Raw genomic sequence first — 25,866 nt, 5'->3', positions numbered from 1 at the left:
CCCTCCAGACCCTCCAGAACAGTATGAACGACCCGCTCCTGTTCCGTGCGTGTCCGTTTTCCTTCTTCAACCACTGTCCGGGTCAAATCCCGGGCCAGTTTTTCACTGCCCACGGCAGTTTTCAAATCGGCAACCACCTCGCTCATGGCCTGCCGAACCACTTCATCCTGCCGGATCAGAACCCGTTCCCCTTCGGCCTTGACATCGGCAACCACCCCGCTTATGACCCGCCGAACCAGTTCATCCTGCCGGATCAGAACCCGTTCCCCTTCGGCCTTGACAGCGGCCAGCATCGGTTCCAGGCTGACCTCGCCATCGGTGCCCCGCACAGCCACGGTATCCAGGACTTCCTGAAGGGTCCGGGATTGTTGCGTCGCCACTTCTGCCACGGCCTTTTGTACCGCTTTTTCATTCTCCCGCAACAAGCGCCCTTCGACCTGGCGCAGGTTGGCCAGCAACTCGTCCATGGCGTTTTTCAATATTTGGCCGGTTTTGGCCTCCAAAAGCTCCAAAGGCTGATCCAACAAGCCCCGACCCTCCTGGCCGGGCTGGACATAAAGTCGGGCGCTCAACTCGGCTGTTGTTTCCGCCAATACCTGGCGAATCAGCTCCTCATTGCGACTCGTCAAGCGCTTGCCTTCCGCCTGCATCATCTCCAGCAATGGCGTCAGAAGGGCATCGTCCTGCAAGCGTTCCAATACGGAAGAGAAGGCCTGCTGGTATTGTTCATTCTGGCCTTCCAGCAACCGCCGGTTTTCCTTGCGCACATCGGCAATCACCCGCTCCATGGAAACATCCTGGCGCAGGCGCTGGGTGACTTCCGTCACCAACCCCTCCCCCATCTCCCGGATCAAATCCCCAATGTGCGCCAACTCCGATTGCACCTGCCCAAACGTATCACCGGAGGAGGCACTCCCCTGCGCCAAACGGTCGGCCATCTCCCGCAACGATTGCCGCAAGAGCGTCTCCCGGTTACGCAGCATTTGATCGGTCTGGTGCTGGAACGAATCCATCAACTGTGTGGCTGAATCACGCGCCATTTCCGCAAATCGCTCTTCCAGGGTGGAAATGACCTGATCCAGACGGGTGGTGGCGCGTTGAAACTCCCGGGAAACATCATTCTCGCGAGTGCGCCGCTGCTGATCCAACCGCACCATCAATTCGTTCAGGGACAGCTCCTGGGATTCGGTCAGACGCGCACTCTCCTGGCGAAACTCTTCCAGGACCGGTCTCATGGTGGTCTGGATGCTCTTGACCACTTTTTCCCGCAGGGCATTGATGGACAGGTTCAAACGGGCTGAAATTTCTTCAGCCAGGCCGGCCTCATCGATTGCCACGGAAATTTCCCCGGGAGCAAAGGCCCCCATGGCATCACCAGAACCCGGTTGGATGCAGGCGCTCAATCCATCACAGAAGGCATCCAACTGGCGCGTCAGGGCACGCAGGCGCAGCCGTGCGGCCCACGCAAAAATCATCCCGGCAGCAATACCGACAAAGGAGATGAGAAATTTCAACGAGGCCGTGTTGAGCAGATTCAACAAGGCCTGGCGAAACTGATCCAGATCGGTCGTGACCAATCCCTGGGTGGTCACAACCAGTGCCCCGGTCATGGAGGCAAACGTGGTCAACAACCCACCACCAATCAAATAACCCGGAACAGAACGAAAAAATTCCAGATCCGTATGCGGAGCCACAATTTTGTCAAACTGGAAATATTCCCGGACATCCCGATGCCCCCGCACCGGCTCTTCCCCATTGACCCGCAACGTCTGCCGAAATGCCGCCCAGGCTGGTGCCAACAGCTCATTGCCCAGCAAACCGGCATGAATGACGTCAAAATTGCGGGCAAAATCCCGGGCGTTCCCATGCACGGAGAGAAGAACCTGCGCCCGGGATAACCGGCTGCGGATCCAGCGCAAATGCACCCCGTCCAACCGGACCCATTGCAGAACGCCCCAGGTCAAAATAATGGCGGCCAATATTCCCGGGAACCAGGGATGGTTCAAAAAATTGATGAACGAATTGGGCATGTGGGTGCAAAAACCTCCCATGGGCCTGTCAAAACGTCGAAAAAGCCTATTATTGATCTGGCAATTTCAGTCTTACCCGATGGTTGCCATCTCTTTCGAACAGGATCAACAGCCAAGAGACAAGCATCTAGCGCACCAACTCTTCCATGATCACCATTTTCCACCAAAAATTGCCCTGCAAACCCTCCCAACAAACCCTATTTTTTCAGCTTGACAAAATCCGCAATCCGCTGGCCAACCATAAAGGCGAAGGCCCGGGTCATGTCATTGTTATCCTGCATGATATCGCGGAATGTTTCCACATCGAGGGTCAGGACATCGGCATGGGTGTGCGCAAAAACGTTGGCCACAGCCGGCTTGTTGGAGACAAGCGACATTTCCCCCAGGATGGCCCCGGGATTGAGAATGATCGAACGGGCATCACCCATGGCCGAAATTTCTACCCGAATCTGGCCCTTGAAAAGCAAATACAAGGTTCCGCTGTCACGGCCCTTGCAGATGATCTGATCATTGGCCTCATATTGGACCAGACTCAGCATCGGCACAATCTTCTGTCCGAGAACGGCGGGGTCAACCTCTTTGAACCCATTGATATTCAAAAGAAAATCAATCAATTCCTGGAAGGTGATATCTGTCTGCATGGCACGTCAACCGTAACCCTCATGGATTCAACGTCAGTGGGCGATGGAAATTTCCGGGTTCAGTGAAATCAACTCTCCCGGGTTTCTGCCCAGCACCCGGTCGCGAACGAGTTGGACAAAACGTTCCTTGACTTCGGGGTCCACAGTCATGGCTCCCCGTTTGCCGGCAGTACGCACCATATAACAGGAAATTCTGGTCTTCCCGGGATCCAGCCCGAGGATGAAAGACCCTTTCATATCCCTGGCCCAGGGAGGCTCTGGCAAATCGCTCTCCATGGCCAAGCCGGTCTTGCTGATATCCACGATCCGACCAGCAATGACCTCCCCACCCGACAACGTCAATTCGATGGTACTGTTTACAAGCGTGCGCTCCGACTCGCGGCGGGATCTTGGGTTGGCAAGACCGCAAAATTCGTACAGCATGTCTTCGGAGCGTTTCGACTTTTCCCCTTGCGACGCATGCTGTTGTTCACTGTCACCATGCAGGCGGCGATCAATGACCGGTGAGGCGGCCACCAGACCACGAATGTGCCGGATCTTTTTCAGATAAACCCGCGACTGTTGAAAAACCGGCAACAAAACAGACAGAGGATCGGTATCCGGATCACTCCGGTCAATGAGTGACTGGGCCTTCCGGAGGGTGGCCCGGGTCTCTTCCAGGGACAGGGTCAGATGCTTCAGGAATGGTTGATGGGTTTTGAAGGTTTTCATCAGATCCTGGGGAGGGATGGGACACTCCAGCGCTTTCCATTCCAACTGGTTGATTTCGAGCAACAGCTTGCGGGTCGTTTCCAGGTCCTGCTCGACTTGCCGGACAATTTCCTGAGGGGAGGCATCGACAGGGAAAGACTCCCCTTCCGGAGAAAACTCAGGCATGGACTCGGGTTCGAGAGACGCATTCAGCCGATGGCTGGCAAGGCCCGGATCCAATTGCACCAGGGCCGTGGAGAGTCCGACAGAGTCCCGCTTATCCTGGAGATATTCCAGGCAGTTTTTCAGAAAACTGTACAGCTTGAAACACTGGGATTCCAGCGTGCGACACAGGGCCACATTGTGCGGCTCGGCAATGCCCGGATTGCGCAACAAGGAGTCCAACCGGTCTTTCACCGAATTGATCTGCAAAGGCACGGAGCGCAAAAACAACCGGTAATTCTCCAGAAAAGTATGCTTGCCCATCTGGACCGGATCGTTCTGAAAATCCGACCCATGAAGAAACAAAGGCTCGATTTCCTGAATTTTTTCCAGAAACAGCATCCCCTCTTCCAATTGTGCCCTGATCTTGACCGCAATCTTGTCCACCAGGGTCAATACAAAAATCGATGCATTCAACGACTCATGCGTTGCCTGAAAATTATTTTCGAGATTTTGCACCTGTTGGAGCAAAATAAATTCACCTGTCTCTTTTTCAAAGCTGATGATGGCAATGATTTCATGGTGTTCAATATTGGATTGTCTTTTTTTCAGGGAAAGGGGATCGTTCGTATTGCCGGATGGTTTCCGACTGTCCCAGAGATCCAACAAAAAATCCTCGATGGTCTTCAAATTGCAGACCAGGCGATCAATGCCCAACGTCATTTCAAACATTTCCCTGAATTTCAGGTGTTCGAGGATGGCATTCATGGGACTCAAATGATCCTTGCGAATCCGGGTCAGCGTGTAGATCAGGGTATCCTGTTGCGCCACCAGGCTGTCGATCAACCTCAAGGCCTGGTTGAACTGCTCCTCCAGACGGACGATCTGTTTTTCCATGGGAGTGGTGTCACAGTGTCCATCTGAATTTTGAATCGTCTTTTCCACTTCGATCAGCTTGTTGGCCTGGATCACCTGGGCAAAAACATTGTCACGAAACAGGGAACGATGGAAATGGGCCAACCCCAGAAGCTCATGATACCCGCGCTCCATGCTTTCAAATTCATTCTTCAATTGATTGATTTTGAAAGCGTTAATCAAACCTTCCGGTTTGGTGATCCGGGTCAGGGAGAGGGAAAGGGGTACCAGATAATTATTTCTGATATCGGGAAACCGGCTGTTCAACGACTTCAGCAAAAAGGGCACAAGCTGCTCCAGGGAATTTTTCCGGTCACGGGAAATCAGCAAGTTACGAGTCAAGGCCTGCATCCAGCCCACCCGGGTCAGGGGGAAAGGATCGGCATCGGGTCGCTCCAGAGGTCGCAGAAAAATGGTATACATGCCCCACTTGACATGGGACCAGATGGAGGAGACCTTGGCCAACCCAGATTCCATGGAACGACCAGTTCCTCCATCTGCGACCTTCCGCTCCGCAGATTGACCAATCTTTCTGTGTCCCTCTTCCAGCCTGACGTCAAATTGTTCCTTGATCTTCAGGATATCGTCAAACAATTTGTTATAATAGGAGCCGAAAGTATAATAGGCACCATTGAGCGGCATGAGCAGACCGGGAAAAATTCGATTCAACAAACCGGGAGCGTAATGTTCGTTACGTCGATAATAATCGCTGATCAGGGTTTGCCGGGCATTATAGGCTTCCACGGCTGCCACACGGGCGGTGGTGAAAAGCTCCATGAACCAATATCGAAACCGTTCCACCAGATTCCGGGTGGATGCATCCTTGACCACTGAATTGGTGGCTTCCAATAGCTCATGCAGCGCCAAGTGGATGATCTCTTTTTTGGGACACGGTAATGCAGGCAGCAAAAGACGCACATCGGGCTGTACCAGGTGGTGCCGGATTCTGGCAACATGTCTGGTTTCCCAGTCGATGAAGCGTTGAATGTTTTCGGCCAGAAACTCCCGATCCCGCCGTCCCCAACGGGCCACCATGACACTGTAAAAAATGGGATCGGAGAGGTCCATGCTGACCGCAACAAACAAAATCGCCACCAAAAGGCCCATGCCCAGAACAACACCGTAACGATTCAACAGGAAGGCATAAAGTTCCGAAAGTGAACGGCGCTTGGCCAGGGGGATTTCACCCTGTTTCAACTTGTCGATGGCACTGATTTCGGGAATATCAATCTTGATGTCGATATCATAATTGACGTTGGACGGCGTACCGGCCCTGTCCACGGCCCGCAACAATTGGATGTATTCTGCGCTCAGTTCCTCGATTTTTTTGGCGGTTTTCGCAAACTGGCTCTTGTTTTTTTCCATGGCCTTGACGATGGTCTGGACCTTGTCATTGACGTGATAAGGTTCCAATGCCATCATGCTTCCCGAGTTTTCCAGGGTCATGGAATCAAAATTCAACAAATGTTCGAGAGACTGCATTTCGTGGCCGACCAGGTTTTCCATGTTCCGAAAATCCAATTGGTACACCGCCATAAGCCGATTCATGCGGTCTTTCAGGGAAATTTTCAAATCCAGTTTCGATGTGCGCAGCATGGCATCGATTTCCTGAGCCAGGGTGCTTTTGGGGCCAGACTCCCGGGTCACATCGCGTTGACCGGGTTGATACCCTCCGTGAATGATATAATGTTTTCCCCAATACCGGGGACCTGTCTTGGACACGCCACTGCTGGCGAGTCCCTGTTTTTCATCTTCCGGAACGGAATTGAATTTTTCCACTGCCGCCTGGACCTTGCTTTCCAGGCCGGCCCTGATGTCGTACAGGGTTCCGGGATTGTTCAAATTGATCGAACGGGGGTTGCCCAGGGCAGACTCCACCCGCTCCTTGATGACAAACCATTGCTGTTGCAGATCGCCGGATTTGGAGGCCAGGAGGACGATGCCGTCAAAGTTGGTCGAGATGGAAACACCAGTCAGAAATAAAGCCATGACAAACCAGCGGGGATAGCGCCGGAATGTGGCCAGAATTCCCCCCCACACCCTGCCGGTTACGGCCATGCCCTGAAACAGCCTGGACTTGTAATCCAGAATGACCGAGGAGAGCAGCAATCCAATCAGCAGACAGGTGATCATGCGCTGATTTTGATGTTCCGCGCCGGTCAGGCCGTCTCCAAACAAGGCAACAAAGGACGGATCCTGAACCAGGTCGTTGGCCCCCATGGCCGTGGTCAGGGATGAACCGCAATACAAGAACAAACCCAGGAGAAACTTGCCTAATTGGCCGGTTTTGGTCAGGGTCTCCCTGATTTTCTGCCACGAGGTCATGACACCGGCCCCATCACCCCAGATGGTGGCCAGGCTGCGTGTCACCTTGATGGGGGGTGGCGGCGGATCGCTGATCTGTTTTTGATGGGCGACAAACCCATCACGCAGTGCAGCCAGGTTGATTTCAAAAAGAATTTTTGTCAGTTCATAGAAAGGGTTTTCGGCCATCAGCCCTTCGTTGCGCTGCATGACGGCCAGACGGAAAAGTTCGAGATGCTGGGTCATGGGTCTGGGTCTGGAACTCCCTTTTCCCACGACCGTGTCGGCCTCCTCCAACAAGGCGACCCGGATTTTTTCCACCTTTTGCTGCAAAATTTTCATCCGGGCGCTGTCCAGGGGCGCTGCGGATTTGTCATTCTCCCTCCCCTGCGAAGCGTTTGCCCCACTCCACGGCGATGTGGGACCCGCCAACACCACCAGATCCAGAGGTACATTCTCCTTGCGGGCAACATCTGAAAACCAATTGACAATGATCGATCCATAATGGACAAAAAAGGGATTTTCCCGAAATAACACCTGCTCATTCATGGATTGCCTGCAAAAAATTTCCGCCAGAGAATATTAAGTGACCAGCCCTGAAGTCTACACCTTTTCCATGCGCCCAGCAAATATCATCGATCAAAATTCACAAGCTGGATCAGGAGTCCTGAGCGGTCGTTTCAGCCATACGGAAAACAAATCTGTTCCTGTTTTCTTTATCCGCTACCCGCCTCGTCCAGATGGCGGATGAAATTCCGGGCCGACTGCTCCAGGGTCAGGTTTTCCAGAATATAATCCCGCGGCGCAAACCTGCCGCCCTGCAAGTGGGACACGAAGAGATCCAACAGGTCAGGAAACGTGCTGAAATCCGGAAATTTCAGGCCACACCGCGCATCGAAGAAGGGGACTGAAGAAACCGGAACATCGGCGGTACCCCATGCAAAGCGGTTGGGATCCAGATATTGACCTGCATCCCAGGCCAATACCGGCACTCCGGACGCCAAGGCTTCCTGATAGGCAATTCCCTGGCTTTCGTGTTCCGTGATAAATATCATCGCCCGGCAACGGGCCAACGCCTGCCGATACTGTTCATGGTTATAATGTCCGTAACGAATCTCCATGAACCGGAAACCGCGCTTTTCCAATGTACGGCGTATGGGATCAAGCAGTTCGACATTCTGTTCCTCGATGCGCCAATGAATTTTATTATAAAGCAGGAAATCACAATCCTTTTGGACCCGGCTTCCGGTCGGCTGCCAGTAACTCGTGTCAACTCCGGCTGGCCAGAGGGCACAGCGCTCCCCAAAATAAGGCTTGTACATATCATTGGACCAGGCGGAGTGTTGCAGATAGCGCACCACCGGATAATCCTCACACAAGGTGGGCCACTGGCTGGGATGCGACATCAGGCCAATGCCAGCCACAATCGGGAAGGGTCGCTCATAACCATCCAGACAGTTCTGTCCAAGCCCAAGAATGCCAATCCGGTCCCCTTCCTTCAGTTCGCGAAAGGGAAGATTGACATGATACGGTGCCTCGATACGATCCAATCCCAGACAAAGATTGAGAAATACCCGTCCCACACCAAAATGACGTTCAGGTCCACGCAACAAACGCCGAATCCAGGGACGCACATGCCGGTCGCCCCGGATCCAACGATCCTGCTCAGGTGGCTGGATATAGTAAAGGCAAATTCTGCTCATGCACACAAGGCCCCTGTTTCCACCTTGAAAATGACCCCGGCCTGGCATTCCCGGACATGCCCGTTCCCTGCGTCGCAAAATACGCCGGCAGGCCACCGAAAGCAACGACCTTTGCCTTTGCTTTTACAGTCTGACACATGATAGGGTACCCCCGGCTGAAAACGATGATTGACGCTGATTCATGAATTTGAATCCATGCGAGGTTTGTAAAACCATGAACATCATGCGAAAATTATTAAAATCATTCCTGTCCACCCATTTTCCCGAATTCCTGGATTTTCTGCGCCGGTTCAGTAATTATTTTCTTTGGCAAAAAGTCAATCAGTCCCTATATTTTCGCCCCCCCATTCAGGAATCAGAATTGCAACGCTGGGAAAGCCTGCCAACGCAACAGTTGGATATTGAGTTTACCAATATTTGCAATGCAAATTGTGTGTTTTGTGGCTACCAATATCAACAACGTCCGCATGCCACCATGACCAACGAACTCTTTGCCAAGGCCTTGCATCAATTCAAGGCCTTGGGCGGCACGCAATTGGTCATCAGTCCACTGGTCGGGGAAAGCCTGATCGATGGCCAATGCCTCGAAAAACTCGAACTGGCCGGAAAAATGGGGTTCGACAGTATTTTATTCATTACCAACGGCATCCTTTTGGAAAGAACAGATGTGAGCAGGTTGCTGAAATCCGGTATTACCGGAATTTCCATTTCCATGTCAGGCTTCGATGCCAACGAATATGAAAGAATTTATCGAAACCGTTCGTATCCAAAATTATTGCGCGGCATCCAGAAGCTATTCAAAACCAACGAGCAATTGAATTACCCGGTCAATATCATCGTCAACGTTCGCAGCGATACCCTGGATTACATCAACCTGAAAAGACCTGACTTTGTCAATCTGATTCAACCTTATCTGCGAGAAGCAGATGCCAAAAACGGAACAAAATGTGTCAGGGTCGGGTTTGCACCTTTTTTCGACTCCTGGGGAAAAATGATTCAACAAAAAGATCTCCCCCCGGGAATGCGTCTGGGAAAAATTTATCCCAACAAAAAAATTCCCTGTTATGGTACGTTCAACCTGAAACTCCTGCATGATGGGAAAGTGGACGTGTGCGGCTGCCGATTTTCCCACCTGGGACCACCGGACGAGCTGCTCATGGGAAATCTTCACGAAACCACATTACAGGAAATCTGGTCTTCAGAACGCTTGAAAAATTTCCGCCGCCGGTTCGGCACCGGAGAGATCCCCTTCATATGCAAGACCTGCCATTATTATTTTCCGGCTGACCAGTATTCACCGGTATTTCGGAGTATCGAATAATTTCGGAATTCCTTGGCACTCCGAGAATACCAATCTTATCACCTTGTTTCAGGTAACGAAATTGAAAACTTACGGTAAAATCGACCTGGATACGGTCCAAACCCAGGCGCAAAATGAAAAAAACCCGCCTCACTCCAAAATGACGTTCCAGACCCCGCAAGCAGACACCGTATCCAGGGACAAACTGCCGGTCATCCCGAATCCAACGAACCGAAGCAACGACTTCTGCCCTTGCCTTTTCCCAATTCGAAGGACGGAATATATTTATTGCTTCATTTCCAATGAGTCGGTCTAAAATGTAAGAAAATATTGCTTATGACTAATTGCTGAAAGAAAAAATATGATTATGCATCCTCAAATCACATGGACACCCTATTTGTTAAAGTTTATTGCTGCACAGTATACAAGAAAATATTATATTGCTAATTTTTTTTCGCTATGCCATCATTGAAAGGAAGTGTTCATTTTCTCAAATCGTTGGTATGCAATTGAATCATGATGTAACCGTTCAGACTCCCTTCTGTTTTGTTGCTGCTTTTTTCCCCTACCTCCGAGAGAATGGCATGGGCGAAAAGGCTAGATTTATAATCAATAGTAGTTCTTGTATGGATGTATCACCATAAATCAAACCATTAAGGCCTTTCATCAAGTATCGTAATGGACTATCAAACGATGGGGTTTTTCGAGGAAAGTCTTAACGGCTGCCTCACGTCGATTTGTTAACTAATTTTCGCCCAATATCATGGTTCAAACAGAGTGAAGAGTGAACGGTTACCTTGCGATTATCTTTTAGATAATAACGTCTCTAATATATACAAATAGATTACAATGTCGTCTTATTTAGCAATTATAACACTATAAGTTAGCCCATAAACTGAGGGCGCGATCATGACACTTAAGAGGAGAAATAAATGCTAGGCGATGAGATTGATATAAATAGATATAAAAAAGACGTTAAATATTTAGTTGACAATAAAATTGCAAAAAATAAGCTCGCTAACGATCTATATCACATCATTTCGTCTGAAAACAGCGGCAAATTTCCACCTGGAAGAATAGATAATTATAGAAAATACTTAGATGCAATAATTTACAGCAAATTTGAACTTATTTTTGATTGCAATAAAGTAGATGAGAATCTCTTGAATGATCATAAATACATATCAATGAGTCAAATACTGCATATTAAAAAAACAAACGTGAAAAAAATGGTTGGGGATTTTTTGCGCAAAATACTCATTGGAGATCTTGAATATAGAGAGTTATTCTTTAAAGATATATTGAAACGATTTAATAGTGGCCATGATTTGATTAATGATCCAACGATATTCTCTGAACACTCTCCTGAATATCTCAATGAACAGAATAATGAGATTTACTTTAAGTTGCTTGATTTTTCAAAATCAAATAATAATAAATTGAAATTCTTAAATTATTTCAGATGCAGAAAAATTGAGCGTAATTTTAGTGTGTCAGGAAATGATGAAAGCAAAAAAACAATTAAGATTTCGATTGACAAAATCTCTCTAGTCGCTATTATTAATAATAATAAATATACTAATTTAACGTTAAGCAGTTTTGATGAACAGGATAATTTAAAAAAAAATTTAGTTATTGCACGCGCAAACCCCATAAATGGAATAGACAGACAGAACAATGAACATATAATCGAACTTTCAAAATTTCGCTATGCCCAAGAATTTATCCGCCTTAAGAGTCGTGTTACCGTAAAAAAATTAAACATTACGCTCCACAAGGGAGACTTGAACAATTACAATCTTAATATTATAGATATCAACAAAGAAGCCGTTAGAGCTACATTTGATCAGAATATTTCAATAGTTAAAGGTGAAACTTATGATGCGACCATCAAAAAAGAACATGATACGCTTTTTTACTATCCTGTGATTATAAAAAAAATCTTTACTGATAAAAAAAAGAATATTAAATTTAATTTTATTGGTGCTTTTAGTCAACCAGATAATACTAATAAAAAGTCATATGAAAAAATTATGGGTTATATAGACGAATTAGAAAATGAATGGTTGAAAAAATTGGAAAATGAAGCTTTATAATCCGCTATTTTAGCTATGAAAGGTACGGCAATGTATGAGATTCTTATTTCAATAGAAATTCCAGATCATAATGATGAGCTAAAATTAATAAGTATTTTGGAAGATAAAAATATTATTTTTGAATTCGTTGACAATGATTGCGAAGAATTTTACATTAAATGCGCAGATAAAAAACCTAGTATTATTATTGTTGACTCAATGTTCATTATAGAGAATTGGAATATTAATCTAAATCCAAATCCATGCGTTATATTTATTTCAAATCAGAGAGAATCAATCAATAAAATACCAGAGCATTTCCATAATTCAATAGAAATAATACAGTTTGATGTCAATAAATTAGTTAATACAATTGAAAACATGGTAAAACAAAAAAAATGCTGCCCGAAATTTTTAAATCTTTTAACTCACGTCAGAAGAGAACATGATAGTAACAAATATTTAACTGAATTAATTGTGGAGCTTTTAAAGTCAACAGAAGGATATACTATTGACGTTGATCCATCGAATGATTCCGAATACGAATATGATGTTTTTATCAGTCACAGCTCTAAAGATAATGAATTTGTCAAAGAATTGGCAAATAGACTTAGCGGAAACTATATTAATGTTTGGTATGATGAACTTATTGTTACCGGAGATAATATAGTTGTAACTATCAATGAAAAATTAGATAGATGCCGTAAATTATTAGTTATCGTTTCTGAGAACTCAAAAAACTCTGACTGGGTTCAATCTGAAGTCGGTCATTTAATAATGAAAGATCCAAAAAATAAAGAAAAAAGGCTTATTGTTCTTAATATTGATAATCATAGATTATCTGGAATTGGTGGAGATATTGCTGGAATTTGTTACGAAAAGGAAAAAGACTCAGATGGTTTTGCAAAACTTCTAGAGGAATGCAATGGAAAAAGAAAATATTATAAAGCATATTGCACGTTAAATAATTACGGAAGGAAATTAAAGAAGAATATTTTATTAGAATGTTGGCACACAAAGAAATCATCCGCTGTTGGTATTAACGTAGTCAATGATATGAAACGTAGAATAATAGAATCTGATGGGTGTTATTACGGTATTTTAGTGTCATGGGAAGGATTTACAGCGGATGCAGAACTTGAAATTGCCAGGTTCGCTGTTGAGAAACAAAACACTAAACAAATTATTATACCAATTAAAGGCGAAGACATAGAAGATATTTTTAAAAAAAATTATGATTTTAAAGAAATAATAAATAAAAATCGAGATAAAATTTTACATGACGCATTAAAAACTTGATCAGATAGAACATTATGAATTAATAATGCCGACCGTAACCTGACTTGATACAGGCTTCCTCGCCACGGCACAGACGCTCAGGCCGAAGGGAAGATTGATATACCGAATCAAGGCCACTTCCAGCCGCAACAGGGCCAGAAAAAAACGGTTCAGGGGTTCAGGCACCAGGTCAACGTTGGATTGATTCTCTTTTCCCGGAAAATAGCGTTCGAACAGTCTGACCGCTGCTGCCAGGGGAAACAGAAAAAAATTATAATAGCCAAGACGTTCGATCTGAAAGCCGGCTTGCAGGAGCTTGGCGCGAATCTCCGGGCGGGAATAACGCTGGCGGGCGTGGACGGCCCGATCATGGGGTCCATAAAGAAATTGAAAGGCGGAATCGGTCAGGATCAATACCCCTCCCGGGGCCAGGAGGGCATGGACATCCTTGAGAACCTGCACGTCGTCGCGAATTCCCTGGTGATAGAGAACATCGAGCAGACAGACAACATCCACGGATGCTTTGCGAAAGGGGAGATATTCCGCCGAGGCACGGGCCAGGCGACGAAAGCCCCGGGCATGACAAAACACCATGGATTCGGCGCTGAAGTCGCATCCCAAGGCGTCGCCAAAGCCGGAGAGCAATTCCAAAACCTTCCCCGTACCGCACCCGACATCAAGAAAGCGGCGGGGTCTCCCAGTGACGGTCGGGGCATGGCGGGCAATGAATCCGGCCACAAGATGGCGCTTGCCACGAAACCACCAATGCTGGTCTTCGAGCGCATACATTTTTTGATATTCGGTGGTTTCCATGCCCAAGCCTGTCCAAACTATCCGTAGAGCTTCCAGAGAACATCGGCCATCTGCTGTTGCTCTTCGCGAGTCAGGGCCAAACCACTGGAAATACAATATCCGTTTTCACCAGGCTGCGCAGAACACGAGGTCCGTGAAGCGAGTCAGGCGGTTCTGACCTCGTTGAGTAGATCTGGATGACGTTCAAGCACCTTGAGTAGCTTCACCAGAGCCAGAGGCGGCTTGGTCTTGCCATTTTCGTAGCGAGAGAAGGCATTGATGCCGCCGCCGAAGATTTCAGTCGCTTCGCTCTGGTCAAGAGCCAGTTTCTTGCGCACGTTGGCAATGAAGCCAGGATCGACAATGGACGCATCCACCTGTTTGGTAAAAACACGCATTTCGCGCATGACACGATCCGACTCCGTCGCGTCCAGGATCGACTCGGCACAAGCCGGACAAAAATCGCCGGTCACTGCCGCTATGAGGGTCGTTTCGCCCTTGTAGGTGTAAGGCAGATCGCGAGTGTCATGGATCAGTTCCGCTGCATCGCACACAGGGCATTTCATGCTCATAGCTCCTTGAAAGACACGATCAGCACGTCATCAATGACCGTCAGCTTCAGATACAAACTACCCGCCTGCGTACTTGGGCGGTACACGTCCTGCCAGACCGTGGAATTAACATGCGTGGTCATGCTCTTGTGGAAATCCGCTGGTGTGAGCGCATTCACCACATCCAGCATATCGGAAAACTCAAACCCCAATTCACTCGCACCAGCTCGCGCTGCATACGTAGTACGCACTTTCCCGGCTTCGACCAAGGCTTTGACGACATGCAGCTTGCAGTGTGGGGTTCGTTTCTCCATATCCAGCTTACAGCGTGGAATTCCGCCCTTCTATGACCGAATGCTAACATGGTTGCCAAAACATGGCAACCAAACTGCGTCTTCTTTGAAAGCACCAGGCTGGCTCCAAATTCATACATTTCTGATCATTGGAGGTTCCCCTGCCCAAGCCTGTCCAGACTATCCGTAGAGCTTCCAGAGAACATCGGCCACCTGCTGCTGTTCTTCACGGGTCAGGGCCAAGCCACTGGGGATATAAAATCCGTTCTTGCCCAACCATTCGGAGACCGGATGGGACTCGCCCTGACACAACCCCATGCGCTGCAAAACGGGTTGCGCATGCATGGGCCAGAAAAAGGGCCGGGTGCCGATTTTTTCCTGGGCCAAGCGGGCCATGACCTCTTTGGCAGTCAGGGTGGACTCTTTTTTGATCACCAGACCAAAGACCCAGTAGATATTGTCCGCCGTGGCATTGCCGGTGACAGGCAGATGAAACGGCGGCAACCCTTGCAGAAGCTCTTGATAGAACTGGCCAATCTGACGCTTTTTAAGGACAGACTCCTCCCAGCGTTCCACCTGCGCCAGACCCAGGGCGGCCTGGAGATTGGTCATGCGATAGTTCCAGCCCAACTCTTCGTGAATGAAACGCTGTTCCGGAATGAAACAGAGATTGCGATAGGAGCGGCACCGTTGATCCAGGAGCGGATCATCGGTGGCCACCATGCCCCCTTCGCCGGTGGTAACCAGTTTGTTGGGATAAAAACTGAAAGCGCTGATGTGACCGAAACTGCCACAGGGGCGTCCCTTGTAGGTCAATCCCTCGGCCTGGGCCGCGTCTTCCACAATAAACAGATTGTGTCGGGTTGCCAGTTCCAGCAAGGGATCCATATCCACCGGCATGCCATAGATGTGAACCGGCATGATGGCTTTGGTGCGGGAGTTGATGCGGGTCTGAACCTGGCTGACATCCATGTTCCAGGTCAGGGGATCGCTGTCCACGACCACCGGTTTGCCACCCAGGCGAATGACCGCGGCGGCACAGGAGATGATCGTGAAAGAGGGCAGGATCACCTCGTCGCCGGGTTGCAGACCAATAGCCGCCAACGCCACTTCCAAGGCTGCCGTGCCGCTGGTGACCGCCGTGGCATATTGGCGTTGCACACGACTGGCAAAGGCCGTCTCGAAACGGGATACAAAGGGACCTTCCGAAGAGATCCACTCGGTATCGATACACTCCAGAAGATATTTGCGTTCATGCTCCCCCAGATAGGGGGTATTGACGGGGATGGCGCGCTGCAAGGTCATTCCTCGATGTGTAATTGTTCCGGGGGAAGATCCCGAAAGACCACTTTGTCAAAATCACCGGCATAGGGACCTTGTTTGACTTCGATCATTTCGAGGGGATCCAAGGCCTGAAACCCGTGGCCACCGTCTGTCAACAGGAGAACATCCCCCGCTCCCAGGATGTAGCTTTTGAAATATTGCTGTTCCTTGTCGAAAAAATCCACCCGCAAACGTCCCTTGCGAATAAACAGGACTTCCTGGGTGTAATACACCTTGCGCAGGTGACCATTGTGAAAATGGGGTTTGATCACCTTGCCTGCCGGATGCTTCATGAAGGCCAACTGCTGGGAAAAATCGTCGGGCGTGAAAAACGAGACCCCTGCCTTGTCATAATCGTGGCGGACGATGATCCCGTAGAGGGTTTTTTCATCGCGAATTTCGATGACCATGCTGTTTGTGTTCCTGTTATTTTTTTGTTGTCAGGGTCTGGTCGGCCAACCGGTTTCCCTGTTATCGGGATTTGTCGGGCAGGCCGGTTTCCCGATTACCGGGGCCTTTTGGGCAGACCGGGAATACCGGTCCAGCAGAGGTAGAGCATCCGTAGATATTTGATGCCACGCCGGAAAAATCCCCACATGTTCGTGGCGGTCTTGGACTCGCCAAACTGGCGGTTGCCGAAGGTATAGGGAATTTCGCTGATCCGATAGCCTCGGTGGACCAATTGATGGACCATGAAGATGAAATATTCTCCATAGTCCCCTTCCAGCTTGAAATGAGAAAAACACTCTCTTTTCAAAACGAGATAGCCGCTGGTGATGTCCTTGACCGGCAGGCGGGTCAACCAGCCGCTGAATTGGGACAGAAACTGGCTCAAAATTCTTTGCAGTTCGTACTGTCCAGAACGGGTATCAGCCCCCCCGGGGATAAAACGCGAAGCGATGACACAATCGCTCTGTCCTTCGAGCAAAGGCTGCAAAAGCGAAGAGACGAGTTCGGGAGGGTGGGCAAGGTCGCAATCCATCCAACCCACATAGGTGCCACGGGCCGCTTCGATCCCCCGGTTGATGGCACTGGTCAGACCGCGTTCTCCCTGCCGACGGATCACCCGCACCCGGGCATCGCGTTGTCCGATGGTTTCTGCCAGTTGCCAGGTCAGATCCGGAGAGTCGTCATCCACCACGATGAGTTCATAATCGACTGCCGCCAGAGCCTTGCCGAGACGTTCCACGAGCGGGCCGATATTTTCCGCTTCATTGTAGGTGGGTAAAACCATCGAAATCGTTGTCACCTGAATTCCCCTACCCTTCCTGTTGCCGGAGCGTGCGTCCACCAAACCAATCGATCAGCAGGGCCAGGGTGCCATACAGGACTCCCCAGGCCAGAAAAATCCAGGCACCCAACCTGTCCGAAGCACCAAACTGCATGTACAGCGCCGAGCAGCCGGCTCCCAGCATCAACACATATTCCCACAAGACGGTCCGCCGATGTCCCCAGCCGATGCGGACCAGTTTCTGATAATAATGGGTCCGGTGGGCCTGCCACACTTTTTCGCCCTGAAAAATCCGGCGAAACAGGGTCAAAGTGGCATCAACAATGAACGGCGAGAAAACCAGAAAGGGAACCCAGAAGGGAAAAATGGCATCCCGGATGCCCCAGAAAGAGAAGGTGGCCACCAAAAAGCCCATGGGCACGGAGCCGACATCGCCCATGAAAATCCGGGCCGGAGGAAAATTGGCGGTCAGAAACCCCAGATTGGCTGCCGCAATCAGGAGGGAAACGACCCCGAAATGGGAATGACCGGCCAAAAAACCAAATGCCGCAAAAAAAACGAACCCGAAGGCTCCCATGCCGCCTGCAAAACCGTCCATGCCGTCCATGAAATTGTACAGGTTGAGCATCCAGACAAAACAAACCATGGAGAATAGCACACTCCCTCCCTGCAAAGGCAGGGGATGCAAACCGGGCAGAGCGATGGCCGTGACGGAAAAATTTCCCATGACCAGGAAATAGAGGGCGATGCCGGCCTGCAAGAGAAAACGCCTGGCCGGTTGGATTTCATGCCGGTCGTTCCACAAGGAGACCACGACACAAAACAGCCAAGCCGAGGCCAGATATGCCCAACCCTGCGGACGACGGGTACCATCCAGAATCAACAAGACCGGCCAAGTCGCCAGCAGACCGCCCAGAATGGCCAGACCGCCGTTGCGCGGTGTGGGACGGGAGTGCAGGGAACGGTGATTGGGATGGTCCAGAACGTACCAGATGGATTCAGGATTGCTTAAACGCCGCACCAACAAGGCGGACACCAAAAAGGCAACCGGGACCAAAAGCAGGAGTGAATTCATAATATTTCCAACAAAATCAACAACATCTTGTTTACGTTTCGTTCCGGACGGCCAGGACAATCTCCGCCAGGGACTCCTCCAGGGAACGTTGTGGTTTGAAATCCAGGAACAGTTGGCAACGTCGGGCCGCATACAGGGAGGAACCGGCCAACTTTTCCAGGGCATCGGAATCGAAGACAAAGCGTTTTTTTCGCAGATACCCGATACCATCCCCGATGCGTGCCAGACCCGTCAACAGAGGCAGAGGCACATGCCAGCGTGGCACTGGTTTGCCCAGTGCCTTGCAGATCCAGACATAAATTTGCCGTGTGGCATAGGGCTGGCCATCGGTCAGGGTCATCACCTGCCGATGGGCGGCAGGGGATCGTGCCGCCAGTAGAGCCGCCCGTGCCACATCCTCGACATGGATCATGGAACGATGATTGGCAAGCGGGGGCCAAGGGGGAAAACGCCCCCGCTCCACGGCCTGGATCATGCGGAATAAATTCCCTTTTCCGTCAGGTCCGTACACCATTGCAGGTCGCAAAACCACCCGATGGGGAATTTCTTCCGTGGCCAGAACGGCCTGTTCGGCGAGAAGCTTGGCCTCTCCATACGGGGTGGTGGGAGCCGGTGGCGCATGTTCATCCAGGGGAATCTCTCCCCCTTCCCCCTGGGCCTTGACGCTGCTGAAAAAAACAAAACCCCGCACCTGGGCAGCCCGGGCCAGTTCCAGAATTTTGCGGGTCCCCTCGACATTGATGCGCCGATGAGAATGATCCACATCACCCCAATCCGTGACAGCATGTGCCTTGCCGGCCAGATGAAAAACCGTATGCACATCGTGGCAAAGACGATCCGGAAGTGTGGCATCGGCCAGATCACCAGAGAAGGCTTCGTCCCAAGGGCCAGATCGGGCACGACGCAGCAGGGCACGAACCTGGATTCCCTCGGCCTGCAATAATTTGCAGAGATGACGACCAATGAAACCCCCGGCACCGGTTACCAGGACCAGATCGTTGCGGGCCGGTTTCATGGGCGGATTCCAGATTTCCCGATGTTGGACAGTTCCACACCAACCAGGAGCGGAGCGTAGCGGGCCGGTTTCATGGGCGGATTCCAGATTTCCTGACGTTGGACCGCTCCTCGCCAACCAGGAGCAGAGCGTTGCGGGTCGGTTTCATGAGTCCCCTGCAAATGGTGGATTTTTTCCAGGGGACTTTTTCATAAGCGGATGCCAAGTCCCATGGTGTTGTACAGTTCCAATGTCTGGCGGATCACCACATTCTGGGCATAATGCTCTGTAACCAGTTGGTGACCGACAGTTCCCATGCTCCGGCGCAAATCGGCATCAAGGCCGAGACGCTCCATGGCCAGGGCAAGTGCCAGAGCATCTTCCCGAGGCACCAACAAACCATTGCGACCATCCTGGACCAGGTGCCGACAGCCAGGCACATTGCAGGTCACAATGGCCCGACCACAGGAAGCGGCTTCCAGGAGGGATTTGGGAAATCCTTCCCGGTAGGAAGGCAACACAGCCACATGCGAACGCCCCAGAATGCCGGGAATGTTGTCTTGCTCTCCAAGCCATTCAACGACCCCTGAAGCATGCCAAGCCCGTAATTGCGCTTCGGGTACGCTGGTGGGATTGTGGGGGTCCGGGCTGCCCACCAGTAGAAATCTCCAGCCAGGATGGTGTTCCTTAAGCTGGCTTGCCGCTGTGACAAATTCGGCCACCCCCTTGTCCCACAACATGCGCGATACCATGGTAAATACAGGTTCACCAGTGGGTTCCGCCTCAACCCGAAAACGGTCCGGATCGACTCCCGACCCGGGAATGATTGTAAACTGTTTGACGTCCAGGGCAGACACCTCGGCCAGAACGGTGGCATCATCCAGATTTTGCGCGATGACCCGCACCCGGTGATCCCCCAACAATCGAGGCAAGGCAAATCTCAATATTTTCCGATAACGAATGGCCGATGGTGCTTCCGTGGTAAAGGCGTGCCCCAATCCGGCAAAGGCATTGACCACCCGGGGAATCCCGGCCAACCGTGCGGCCAGGGTTCCCAACAAAATCGGTTTGACCGCCACATGGTGAACCAGATCCGGTCGTTCCTGCCCATAAATGGCCAGCAGTTGGGCAACACTGCGCAAGCCGTTCAGGGGATTGAACCCTTCCCGTTTCAATGCCAAAGGGACCAGTCGAAACCCTTCCTGCCGGATTTTTTCCCCCAGCTCACCCACCCGCACGGCAACAAGAACGTCACAGCCACGATCCCGGACGGCGCGGGCCAGGGGAAGCCGATGGGACCAGAAATACCAATCTTCCGTGACCAGAAAGAGTACCTTGGGTCGCTGGCGGAGTGTGTGACCGGAATTCATGCCACCTCATGTGGGCAAGTTGATTTTTGCCTGTTGTTGCCAATATGCCATATACCATTGTCTGTAGGCCTGGACACGATCCATCCAACGCTTGAACCTGTCCATTTCAAAATAATGAAGAAAAAAGACCAGGTAAAAAGTGACGAATGGATATTTGTACCGTGCGGCAGTTCCAAAATTGTCTGTCACAAGCCCATAGATACTCATGCCAACAAAAAAATACAAATTAACAAACCACATGCTGCTACGTATATTTTTATTGATCAAAGATTGACGTATGGCAATAAATATTAAATAATCAATGAATATATTTTCAAATGATTGAAATAACTGAAAAAGATTTTCCGCTTCCCAGGGAAAAGGTCTCATGATCATGAACGGGGCGGACATGAGACCAATCACAGTCACATCAAAATAATCCTTGACTGGAATGTATCCATCTGTCGTGCCGCCATGATTTTCAAAATACATCCATCGGCGGTACCTGTTAATCTCATTAACCGTCAAAAAATCTGAAAAATAATATGCGCCAAGCATAACAAACAAAATAATCACACCACGATACAGTATGCTGACACGGGGAGACGTCAGTATAAATAACATGGCCGCCGTACAAAAAATCAAGAAATTTTGGAATTTTATAATCATCAAAATAGAATGGGAAATAAAAGCTAAAACATAACGTTTCTTTAAAAAGAAATACACCCCAACCACCATGGACACCATGATAAAACCATCGCGCAGGGCCATGGCTGAATACACCATCAAACTTGGATAAAGCAGGTAAAACCACTTGGCCCGGCCAACAAGAATGTTCTTTCTGACCAGAAACGCATAAACATACGTATAACATATCACGTTAATCATGGAAACAGATTCAATGCTTTCCACGCTTGGTATCGGAAAAAGCGCAAAGATCAAGCTTGGCAAATAATGTTGATTCAAGATAACTCTGTCAACAATCCCGGATCGATAGTACCAAGCCGCCTTTGTATAATGAGTCTGGTCTGCAAATTTTACAAGAATAAACTCCATGGCAGTAATATAAACCAGACAGAAATGCAGAAAGATGATCAGCGCCACAACATTGTTGGCGCGGGCAATTCGCAAAGCAATATACAGATAGACAAACACAACAGGCAGATTGGTTATTCCCAGAGCCACACTTGCAAAATCATATTGGCCGTAAAGCGGAACCGAAGATTGCATCTCAACCCTGCTGATCGTGGGACGGAACAGCCGTGACAATCAGGTGTCCGGCCAGGGGAATGCTCCAGGAGGCTTGCGAGAGGCGATCATCGAGACTTTCGAAGCGTGCGGCAGTTTTGGCACCCAGTCCTTCATGCAGGCGGTAGATCAATCGCAGCAGTCCGAACATGCGTCCCTGGCAGGTGACATGATGGATGCCCAGATGTTTGAAAATGGTCTGGATCTCTGCGGGTGTGGTAAATTCGCAGTGAATCGGCGGGGTCGAGCCGCGCAGGTTGGCCAACAAATGGCGCAGACCGTCATAAAGGTAGAATCCATCCATGGCATACCGATTGACCATGGTAAAGAAAAACTTTCCCTCGGGTTGCGTCACCCGGACGGCTTCCCGAAAGGATTGCAGCAGCTCCGGTTTGGAAAAATAGCGATAGACTTCAAAAGCCGTGACCAGATTGAAATGCTGATCCGGGAACGGCAGACGGGTCGCGGTACCATCCAGAATCTGGACACCGGGATTGTTGCGCTGGGCGATGAGGCGCATGTTTTCGGCTGGCTCCATGCCGACGACCTCAAATCCCCGTTGCCGGAACCGGGCCACTTGTTCCCCGGTTCCACACCCTACATCGAGGATGCGCGCCCCGGATGGCAGGGTGTTGAGAACCTGATCCAACACCTCGTCAATTTTTTTCCGTCCGTAGGTAAAGGCCGTCAGCCGATAGTCGGTGCGCATGGTACGGTACCAGGCATCAAAACGGTCGGCAGTGGCATGGTGTTCGGAAATGCTGCGCTGCTCCATGGTCTTTTTTTCTTTCATGGGAGAGGTTCACGACGCGGCTGGTGGTCACCCATGGCCAGGATAGCGAGATGTCCCTGTTCCCGCAAGCGGTCAGCCCGGTCCAGTATGGTTTCCAGGATGGAAAATTGCTGCTCGGTGGCGCTGGAAAAATTGGATGGATGAAACCAGAGATGAAAAACCCGTCCCTGACGGGCGGCCCGTTCCAATCCGGAATTGGCCATGGCAATCAGGTTTCCTGGCGGGACCAGGCGACGCAGGCCGTTGCGCCCCAGCAACAGCATGCTGTCGGGAAGATTGATCAACCCGTGCGGAGCCGGGACGGGAATCACGGTCGGTGGTGGCAGCCGCAGCAGAAAATTCAATAGGTTGAGCAGGCGTTTTGCGGCCTTGGACGGCAGGCGATCATACCAGTGGGATGTACGCCCCCGATAGACCCGGATGCCAATCTCCTGCAACAGATCCAGATATCCAACCCGATTGCGTGGAAAGACAAAGGCCTGACAAGGCAAGCCCCGTTTCATGTGCCAGTTTTGCACCGCAGCCAGATCCGCCCGGGCTGCTGCTGGTTGCGCCTGATCAAAAGGGATGTGAAAAAAAGAGTGGCTGCCAATCTCCTGGACTGGCTGAATCCCCTGGATGATGGCCAGCAGATCGTTGCCATACCAGGCCGGATCCAAATCCTTGGGCAATTGAAACAACCAGTCCCGAATCTCGTCGGCGACGACCGGTCGGGGCAGATCCGGATGGGGAAGTTCCTGCCAGGGTGGGGGTTCATCCAGAAGCAGGTGACCGACGATGGCCCAGGTTGCCCGTATACGATATTTTTCAAACAATTCGGCCAGACGGGCCACGACGATTCGTTCGGCACGGATGGTGGCCAGTTCGTCTGGGCGATAGGGAATATCGCAACGCCCCCAGGCAAGTTCCAGGTCGATGGAGATGGTCAAGGCACCTTGAGTTGACATGAGGTCACTGGTTTCCGTGGGTGGTTCGGTTGATCCAGACCGGCTGCGGATCACTGGCTCCCGTGGATGGTTTATCAATCCAGTGGCGCTTCCAGGCCTGGGCCATGAGGACGCCCCACAGGGAATATTGCCAATTGCGCACGCCGGAAAGATGCTCGGTCCAGCGTTGGCGGATGGGGAGCGGATCGAACAGACCATCCTCCTGCATGCGCCGGGAATCCAATAAATCCTCGGCCCATTCCCGCAAGGGACCACGCAACCAGCCATCGATGGGCACCCCAAAACCCATTTTGGGTCTTTCGATCAGATGTGCCGGGACATAACGATAGAGAATCTGGCGCAAAGGCCATTTGCTTTGGCCGTTGCGGATTTTCCACTCCAGGGGAAGCCGCCAGGCAAATTCGACCACCCGGTGATCCAGCAAGGGAACACGGGCTTCCAGACCAACCGCCATGCTGGCCCGATCCACCTTGGCCAGGATATCATCGGGCAGGTAGGTCAGGATATCCAAAAGTTGCATGCGTTCGGTGTCTGCGGTCAAACCGCCCAGTGTTGCATCCGTATAAGGCAGGGGCATGGCCGCCTTTTCACCCCTGACCAGGTGTTGATCGAGGGGCCAGAAGGAGAGCAGTTGCGGATAGATTTGGGCGACATGATCCAGGGCAAGAATTTCTGAGAGTTTGTGCAGTTTGTCGCCAAGCAATGTCGGGCGGGATCCGGCTGGGATCAACCGGGCGACTTGATCCCAGGTGGCCGGTGACAGCCGGCAGAGTCCCAGGGCCAGCCATTGCCTGGGCAGCCGTGGGAGGAATTGAAAGATGCGACGCAGGCGGGCCGCCATCAGGTAACGGGTATACCCGGCGAAGAGTTCATCGCCCCCATCGCCGGAGAGGGCCACGGTCACTTTTTGGCGGGTCAGGGCCGAAACCAGATAGGTTGGAATCTGCGAAGCATCGGAAAAGGGTTCGTCATACAAATCGGGCAATCCGGGCACCAGATCCAGGGCATGGGCAGGTTCGACATAGAGTTCCGTATGGTCGGTTCCCAAATGTTCGGCCACGGCTCGGGCAAAGGGGGCTTCGTTGTGGCCCTGCTCGTGGAAACCGATGGAAAAGGTTTTGACCGGTCGCTGGCTCTGCACCTGCATCAGCGCCACCACCGTCGAACTGTCCACGCCCCCCGATAAAAAGGCTCCCAATGGCACATCCGCCACCATGCGTCGCCGGACGGCATCCCGCAACAAAAGCTCCAACTCTTCAACCGCTTCCGAGGGTGTTCCGACATAGGGGGTTTGTCGGGAATGGGCGATGATATTTTGCAAATCCCAGAAAATGGTTTCCCGGACCTCTCCATCCCGTTTGATTGCGCAGAGACGCCCGGGGCGCAGCTTGGCAATCCCCTGATAAATGGAATGGGGAGCGGGCACATAGGAGTAGGCCATGAAGGCCGCCATGGCGCGGCGGTCGATGACGGGTCGCCAGTCCGGGTGGGGAAAGAAACTCTTTGGCTGCGAACCAAAAAAAATGGTCTGACCCAGCCGACCCCAAAAGAGGGGTTTGATACCCAGGCGGTCTCTGGCCAAAGTGAGACACTGTTTTTCCATGTCCCAGAAGGCAAAGGCAAACATGCCGATACAGCGGGAGATGCTTTTTTCGACACCCCAGGCTTCACAGGCTTCCAAAAGCACTTCGGTATCCGAATGGCCGCGCAATGAGTGTCCTGCGGCGACCAGGTCGGCACGGATTTCCTGAAAATTAAAGATTTCTCCATTGTAGACAATGGCTGACCGCCCGCTGGCCGAAAGCATGGGCTGATGGCCGAGAGGCGAAAGATCGACGATGGAGAGCCGTCGATGTCCCAGGGCCATACCGGTACGGGGATCCACCCAGATGCCGCCGTCATCCGGTCCACGTGGGGTGAGGGTATCGGTCATGCGGGTCACGACATCCATCAAAACGGACTTGTCCGTACTCGCTGTCAAATCCCAGAATCCGGTTATTCCGCACACGCTGCCGCCCTCTCCTGGAAAACATTCAAAAACATGTTGATTTCTGCAATGAACACATGAACAACCTTCAGAGGCTATCTATGAATTCTCGGATAAAAAAAATTGGAAGGAAAGATTTTATTGGGGCTCCGCCCCAAACCCCGCCAAGAGGAAGGGCACAGCCC

At 50.8% G+C, this 25,866-nt stretch carries 20 protein-coding genes; 3 read left to right on the top strand and 17 right to left on the bottom strand.

Annotation, left to right across the window (positions count from 1 at the left end):
- The 4 genes from HQL65_13640 to HQL65_13625 all read right to left on the bottom strand — a co-directional run.
- Positions 1–2,030, bottom strand: a 2,030-nt coding sequence (locus HQL65_13640) for a hypothetical protein (GenBank protein MBF0137275.1), incomplete at its 3' end; no start/stop codon positions are given.
- Between the two features lie 197 nt (positions 2,031–2,227).
- Entirely contained in the window at positions 2,228–2,671 is a 444-nt protein-coding gene (locus tag HQL65_13635) for a cyclic nucleotide-binding domain-containing protein (GenBank protein ID MBF0137274.1), read from the bottom strand.
- Positions 2,672–2,704: 33 nt separating this feature from the next.
- Complete coding sequence (locus tag HQL65_13630) at positions 2,705–7,291, bottom strand: PilZ domain-containing protein (GenBank protein MBF0137273.1); 4,587 nt, start codon at positions 7,289–7,291, stop codon at positions 2,705–2,707.
- Positions 7,292–7,458: 167 nt separating this feature from the next.
- The gene (locus HQL65_13625) at positions 7,459–8,445 is read right to left on the bottom strand and encodes a glycosyltransferase family 1 protein (protein ID MBF0137272.1); all 987 of its coding nucleotides are present in this window, start codon (positions 8,443–8,445) and stop codon (positions 7,459–7,461) included.
- A 214-nt stretch (positions 8,446–8,659) separates the two neighbouring features.
- Between HQL65_13625 and HQL65_13620 the strand changes: the two genes are divergently transcribed.
- From HQL65_13620 to HQL65_13610, 3 genes are all read left to right on the top strand, one after another.
- On the top strand, positions 8,660–9,766 hold the full coding sequence (locus tag HQL65_13620; protein ID MBF0137271.1) for a radical SAM protein: 1,107 nt from the start codon (positions 8,660–8,662) through the stop codon (positions 9,764–9,766).
- 911 nt (positions 9,767–10,677) lie between these two features.
- On the top strand, positions 10,678–11,841 hold the full coding sequence (locus tag HQL65_13615) for a hypothetical protein (GenBank protein ID MBF0137270.1): 1,164 nt from the start codon (positions 10,678–10,680) through the stop codon (positions 11,839–11,841).
- A 30-nt stretch (positions 11,842–11,871) separates the two neighbouring features.
- Positions 11,872–13,119 carry a toll/interleukin-1 receptor domain-containing protein gene (locus tag HQL65_13610; protein MBF0137269.1) on the top strand — a complete coding sequence of 416 codons (1,248 nt, stop codon included), beginning with the start codon at positions 11,872–11,874 and terminating at the stop codon, positions 13,117–13,119.
- A 12-nt stretch (positions 13,120–13,131) separates the two neighbouring features.
- Here the strand turns inward: HQL65_13610 and HQL65_13605 are convergent, their stop codons facing one another.
- The 13 genes from HQL65_13605 to asnB form a co-directional block, all read right to left on the bottom strand.
- Positions 13,132–13,911, bottom strand: a complete 780-nt coding sequence (locus HQL65_13605) for a class I SAM-dependent methyltransferase (protein ID MBF0137268.1) — start codon at positions 13,909–13,911, stop codon at positions 13,132–13,134.
- A 143-nt stretch (positions 13,912–14,054) separates the two neighbouring features.
- A complete protein-coding gene (locus HQL65_13600) occupies positions 14,055–14,456 on the bottom strand; it encodes a type II toxin-antitoxin system MqsA family antitoxin (protein MBF0137267.1) in 402 nt (133 codons plus the stop codon).
- A gap of 2 nt (positions 14,457–14,458) precedes the next feature.
- Positions 14,459–14,755 (bottom strand): type II toxin-antitoxin system MqsR family toxin, encoded by a 297-nt coding sequence (locus tag HQL65_13595; protein ID MBF0137266.1) that lies wholly within the window; start codon positions 14,753–14,755, stop codon positions 14,459–14,461.
- Positions 14,756–14,914: 159 nt separating this feature from the next.
- Positions 14,915–16,033: a DegT/DnrJ/EryC1/StrS family aminotransferase gene (locus HQL65_13590; GenBank protein MBF0137265.1), complete on the bottom strand. Its 1,119-nt coding sequence runs from the start codon at positions 16,031–16,033 to the stop codon at positions 14,915–14,917.
- A gap of 2 nt (positions 16,034–16,035) precedes the next feature.
- Entirely contained in the window at positions 16,036–16,467 is a 432-nt protein-coding gene (locus HQL65_13585) for a hypothetical protein (GenBank protein ID MBF0137264.1), read from the bottom strand.
- A 95-nt stretch (positions 16,468–16,562) separates the two neighbouring features.
- Positions 16,563–17,306, bottom strand: a complete 744-nt coding sequence (locus tag HQL65_13580) for a polyprenol monophosphomannose synthase (GenBank protein ID MBF0137263.1) — start codon at positions 17,304–17,306, stop codon at positions 16,563–16,565.
- A 10-nt stretch (positions 17,307–17,316) separates the two neighbouring features.
- Positions 17,317–18,363, bottom strand: coding sequence for a glycosyltransferase family 4 protein (locus HQL65_13575; GenBank protein MBF0137262.1), 1,047 nt, complete (start codon positions 18,361–18,363; stop codon positions 17,317–17,319).
- Positions 18,364–18,394: 31 nt separating this feature from the next.
- Positions 18,395–19,378 (bottom strand): NAD-dependent epimerase/dehydratase family protein, encoded by a 984-nt coding sequence (locus HQL65_13570; GenBank protein MBF0137261.1) that lies wholly within the window; start codon positions 19,376–19,378, stop codon positions 18,395–18,397.
- Between the two features lie 188 nt (positions 19,379–19,566).
- Positions 19,567–20,727 carry a glycosyltransferase family 4 protein gene (locus HQL65_13565; protein ID MBF0137260.1) on the bottom strand — a complete coding sequence of 387 codons (1,161 nt, stop codon included), beginning with the start codon at positions 20,725–20,727 and terminating at the stop codon, positions 19,567–19,569.
- Between the two features lie 6 nt (positions 20,728–20,733).
- Positions 20,734–21,975, bottom strand: a complete 1,242-nt coding sequence (locus HQL65_13560) for a hypothetical protein (protein ID MBF0137259.1) — start codon at positions 21,973–21,975, stop codon at positions 20,734–20,736.
- Entirely contained in the window at positions 21,938–22,747 is an 810-nt protein-coding gene (locus HQL65_13555) for a methyltransferase domain-containing protein (GenBank protein MBF0137258.1), read from the bottom strand. Before HQL65_13555 ends, HQL65_13560 begins: the two co-directional genes overlap by 38 nt.
- Positions 22,744–23,694, bottom strand: a complete 951-nt coding sequence (locus HQL65_13550; protein MBF0137257.1) for a hypothetical protein — start codon at positions 23,692–23,694, stop codon at positions 22,744–22,746. Before HQL65_13550 ends, HQL65_13555 begins: the two co-directional genes overlap by 4 nt.
- Before the next feature lie 4 nt (positions 23,695–23,698).
- Positions 23,699–25,702, bottom strand: a complete 2,004-nt coding sequence (gene asnB, locus HQL65_13545; GenBank protein MBF0137256.1) for an asparagine synthase (glutamine-hydrolyzing) — start codon at positions 25,700–25,702, stop codon at positions 23,699–23,701.
- Between the last annotated feature and the right edge of the window lie 164 nt (positions 25,703–25,866).

This window comes from Magnetococcales bacterium (assembly GCA_015228935.1).
Taxonomy (GTDB): Bacteria; Pseudomonadota; Magnetococcia; order Magnetococcales; family DC0425bin3; genus HA3dbin3.
The sequence above is the reverse complement of the archived record's forward strand: the minus strand, read 5'-3'. Positions and strand labels throughout refer to the sequence as shown.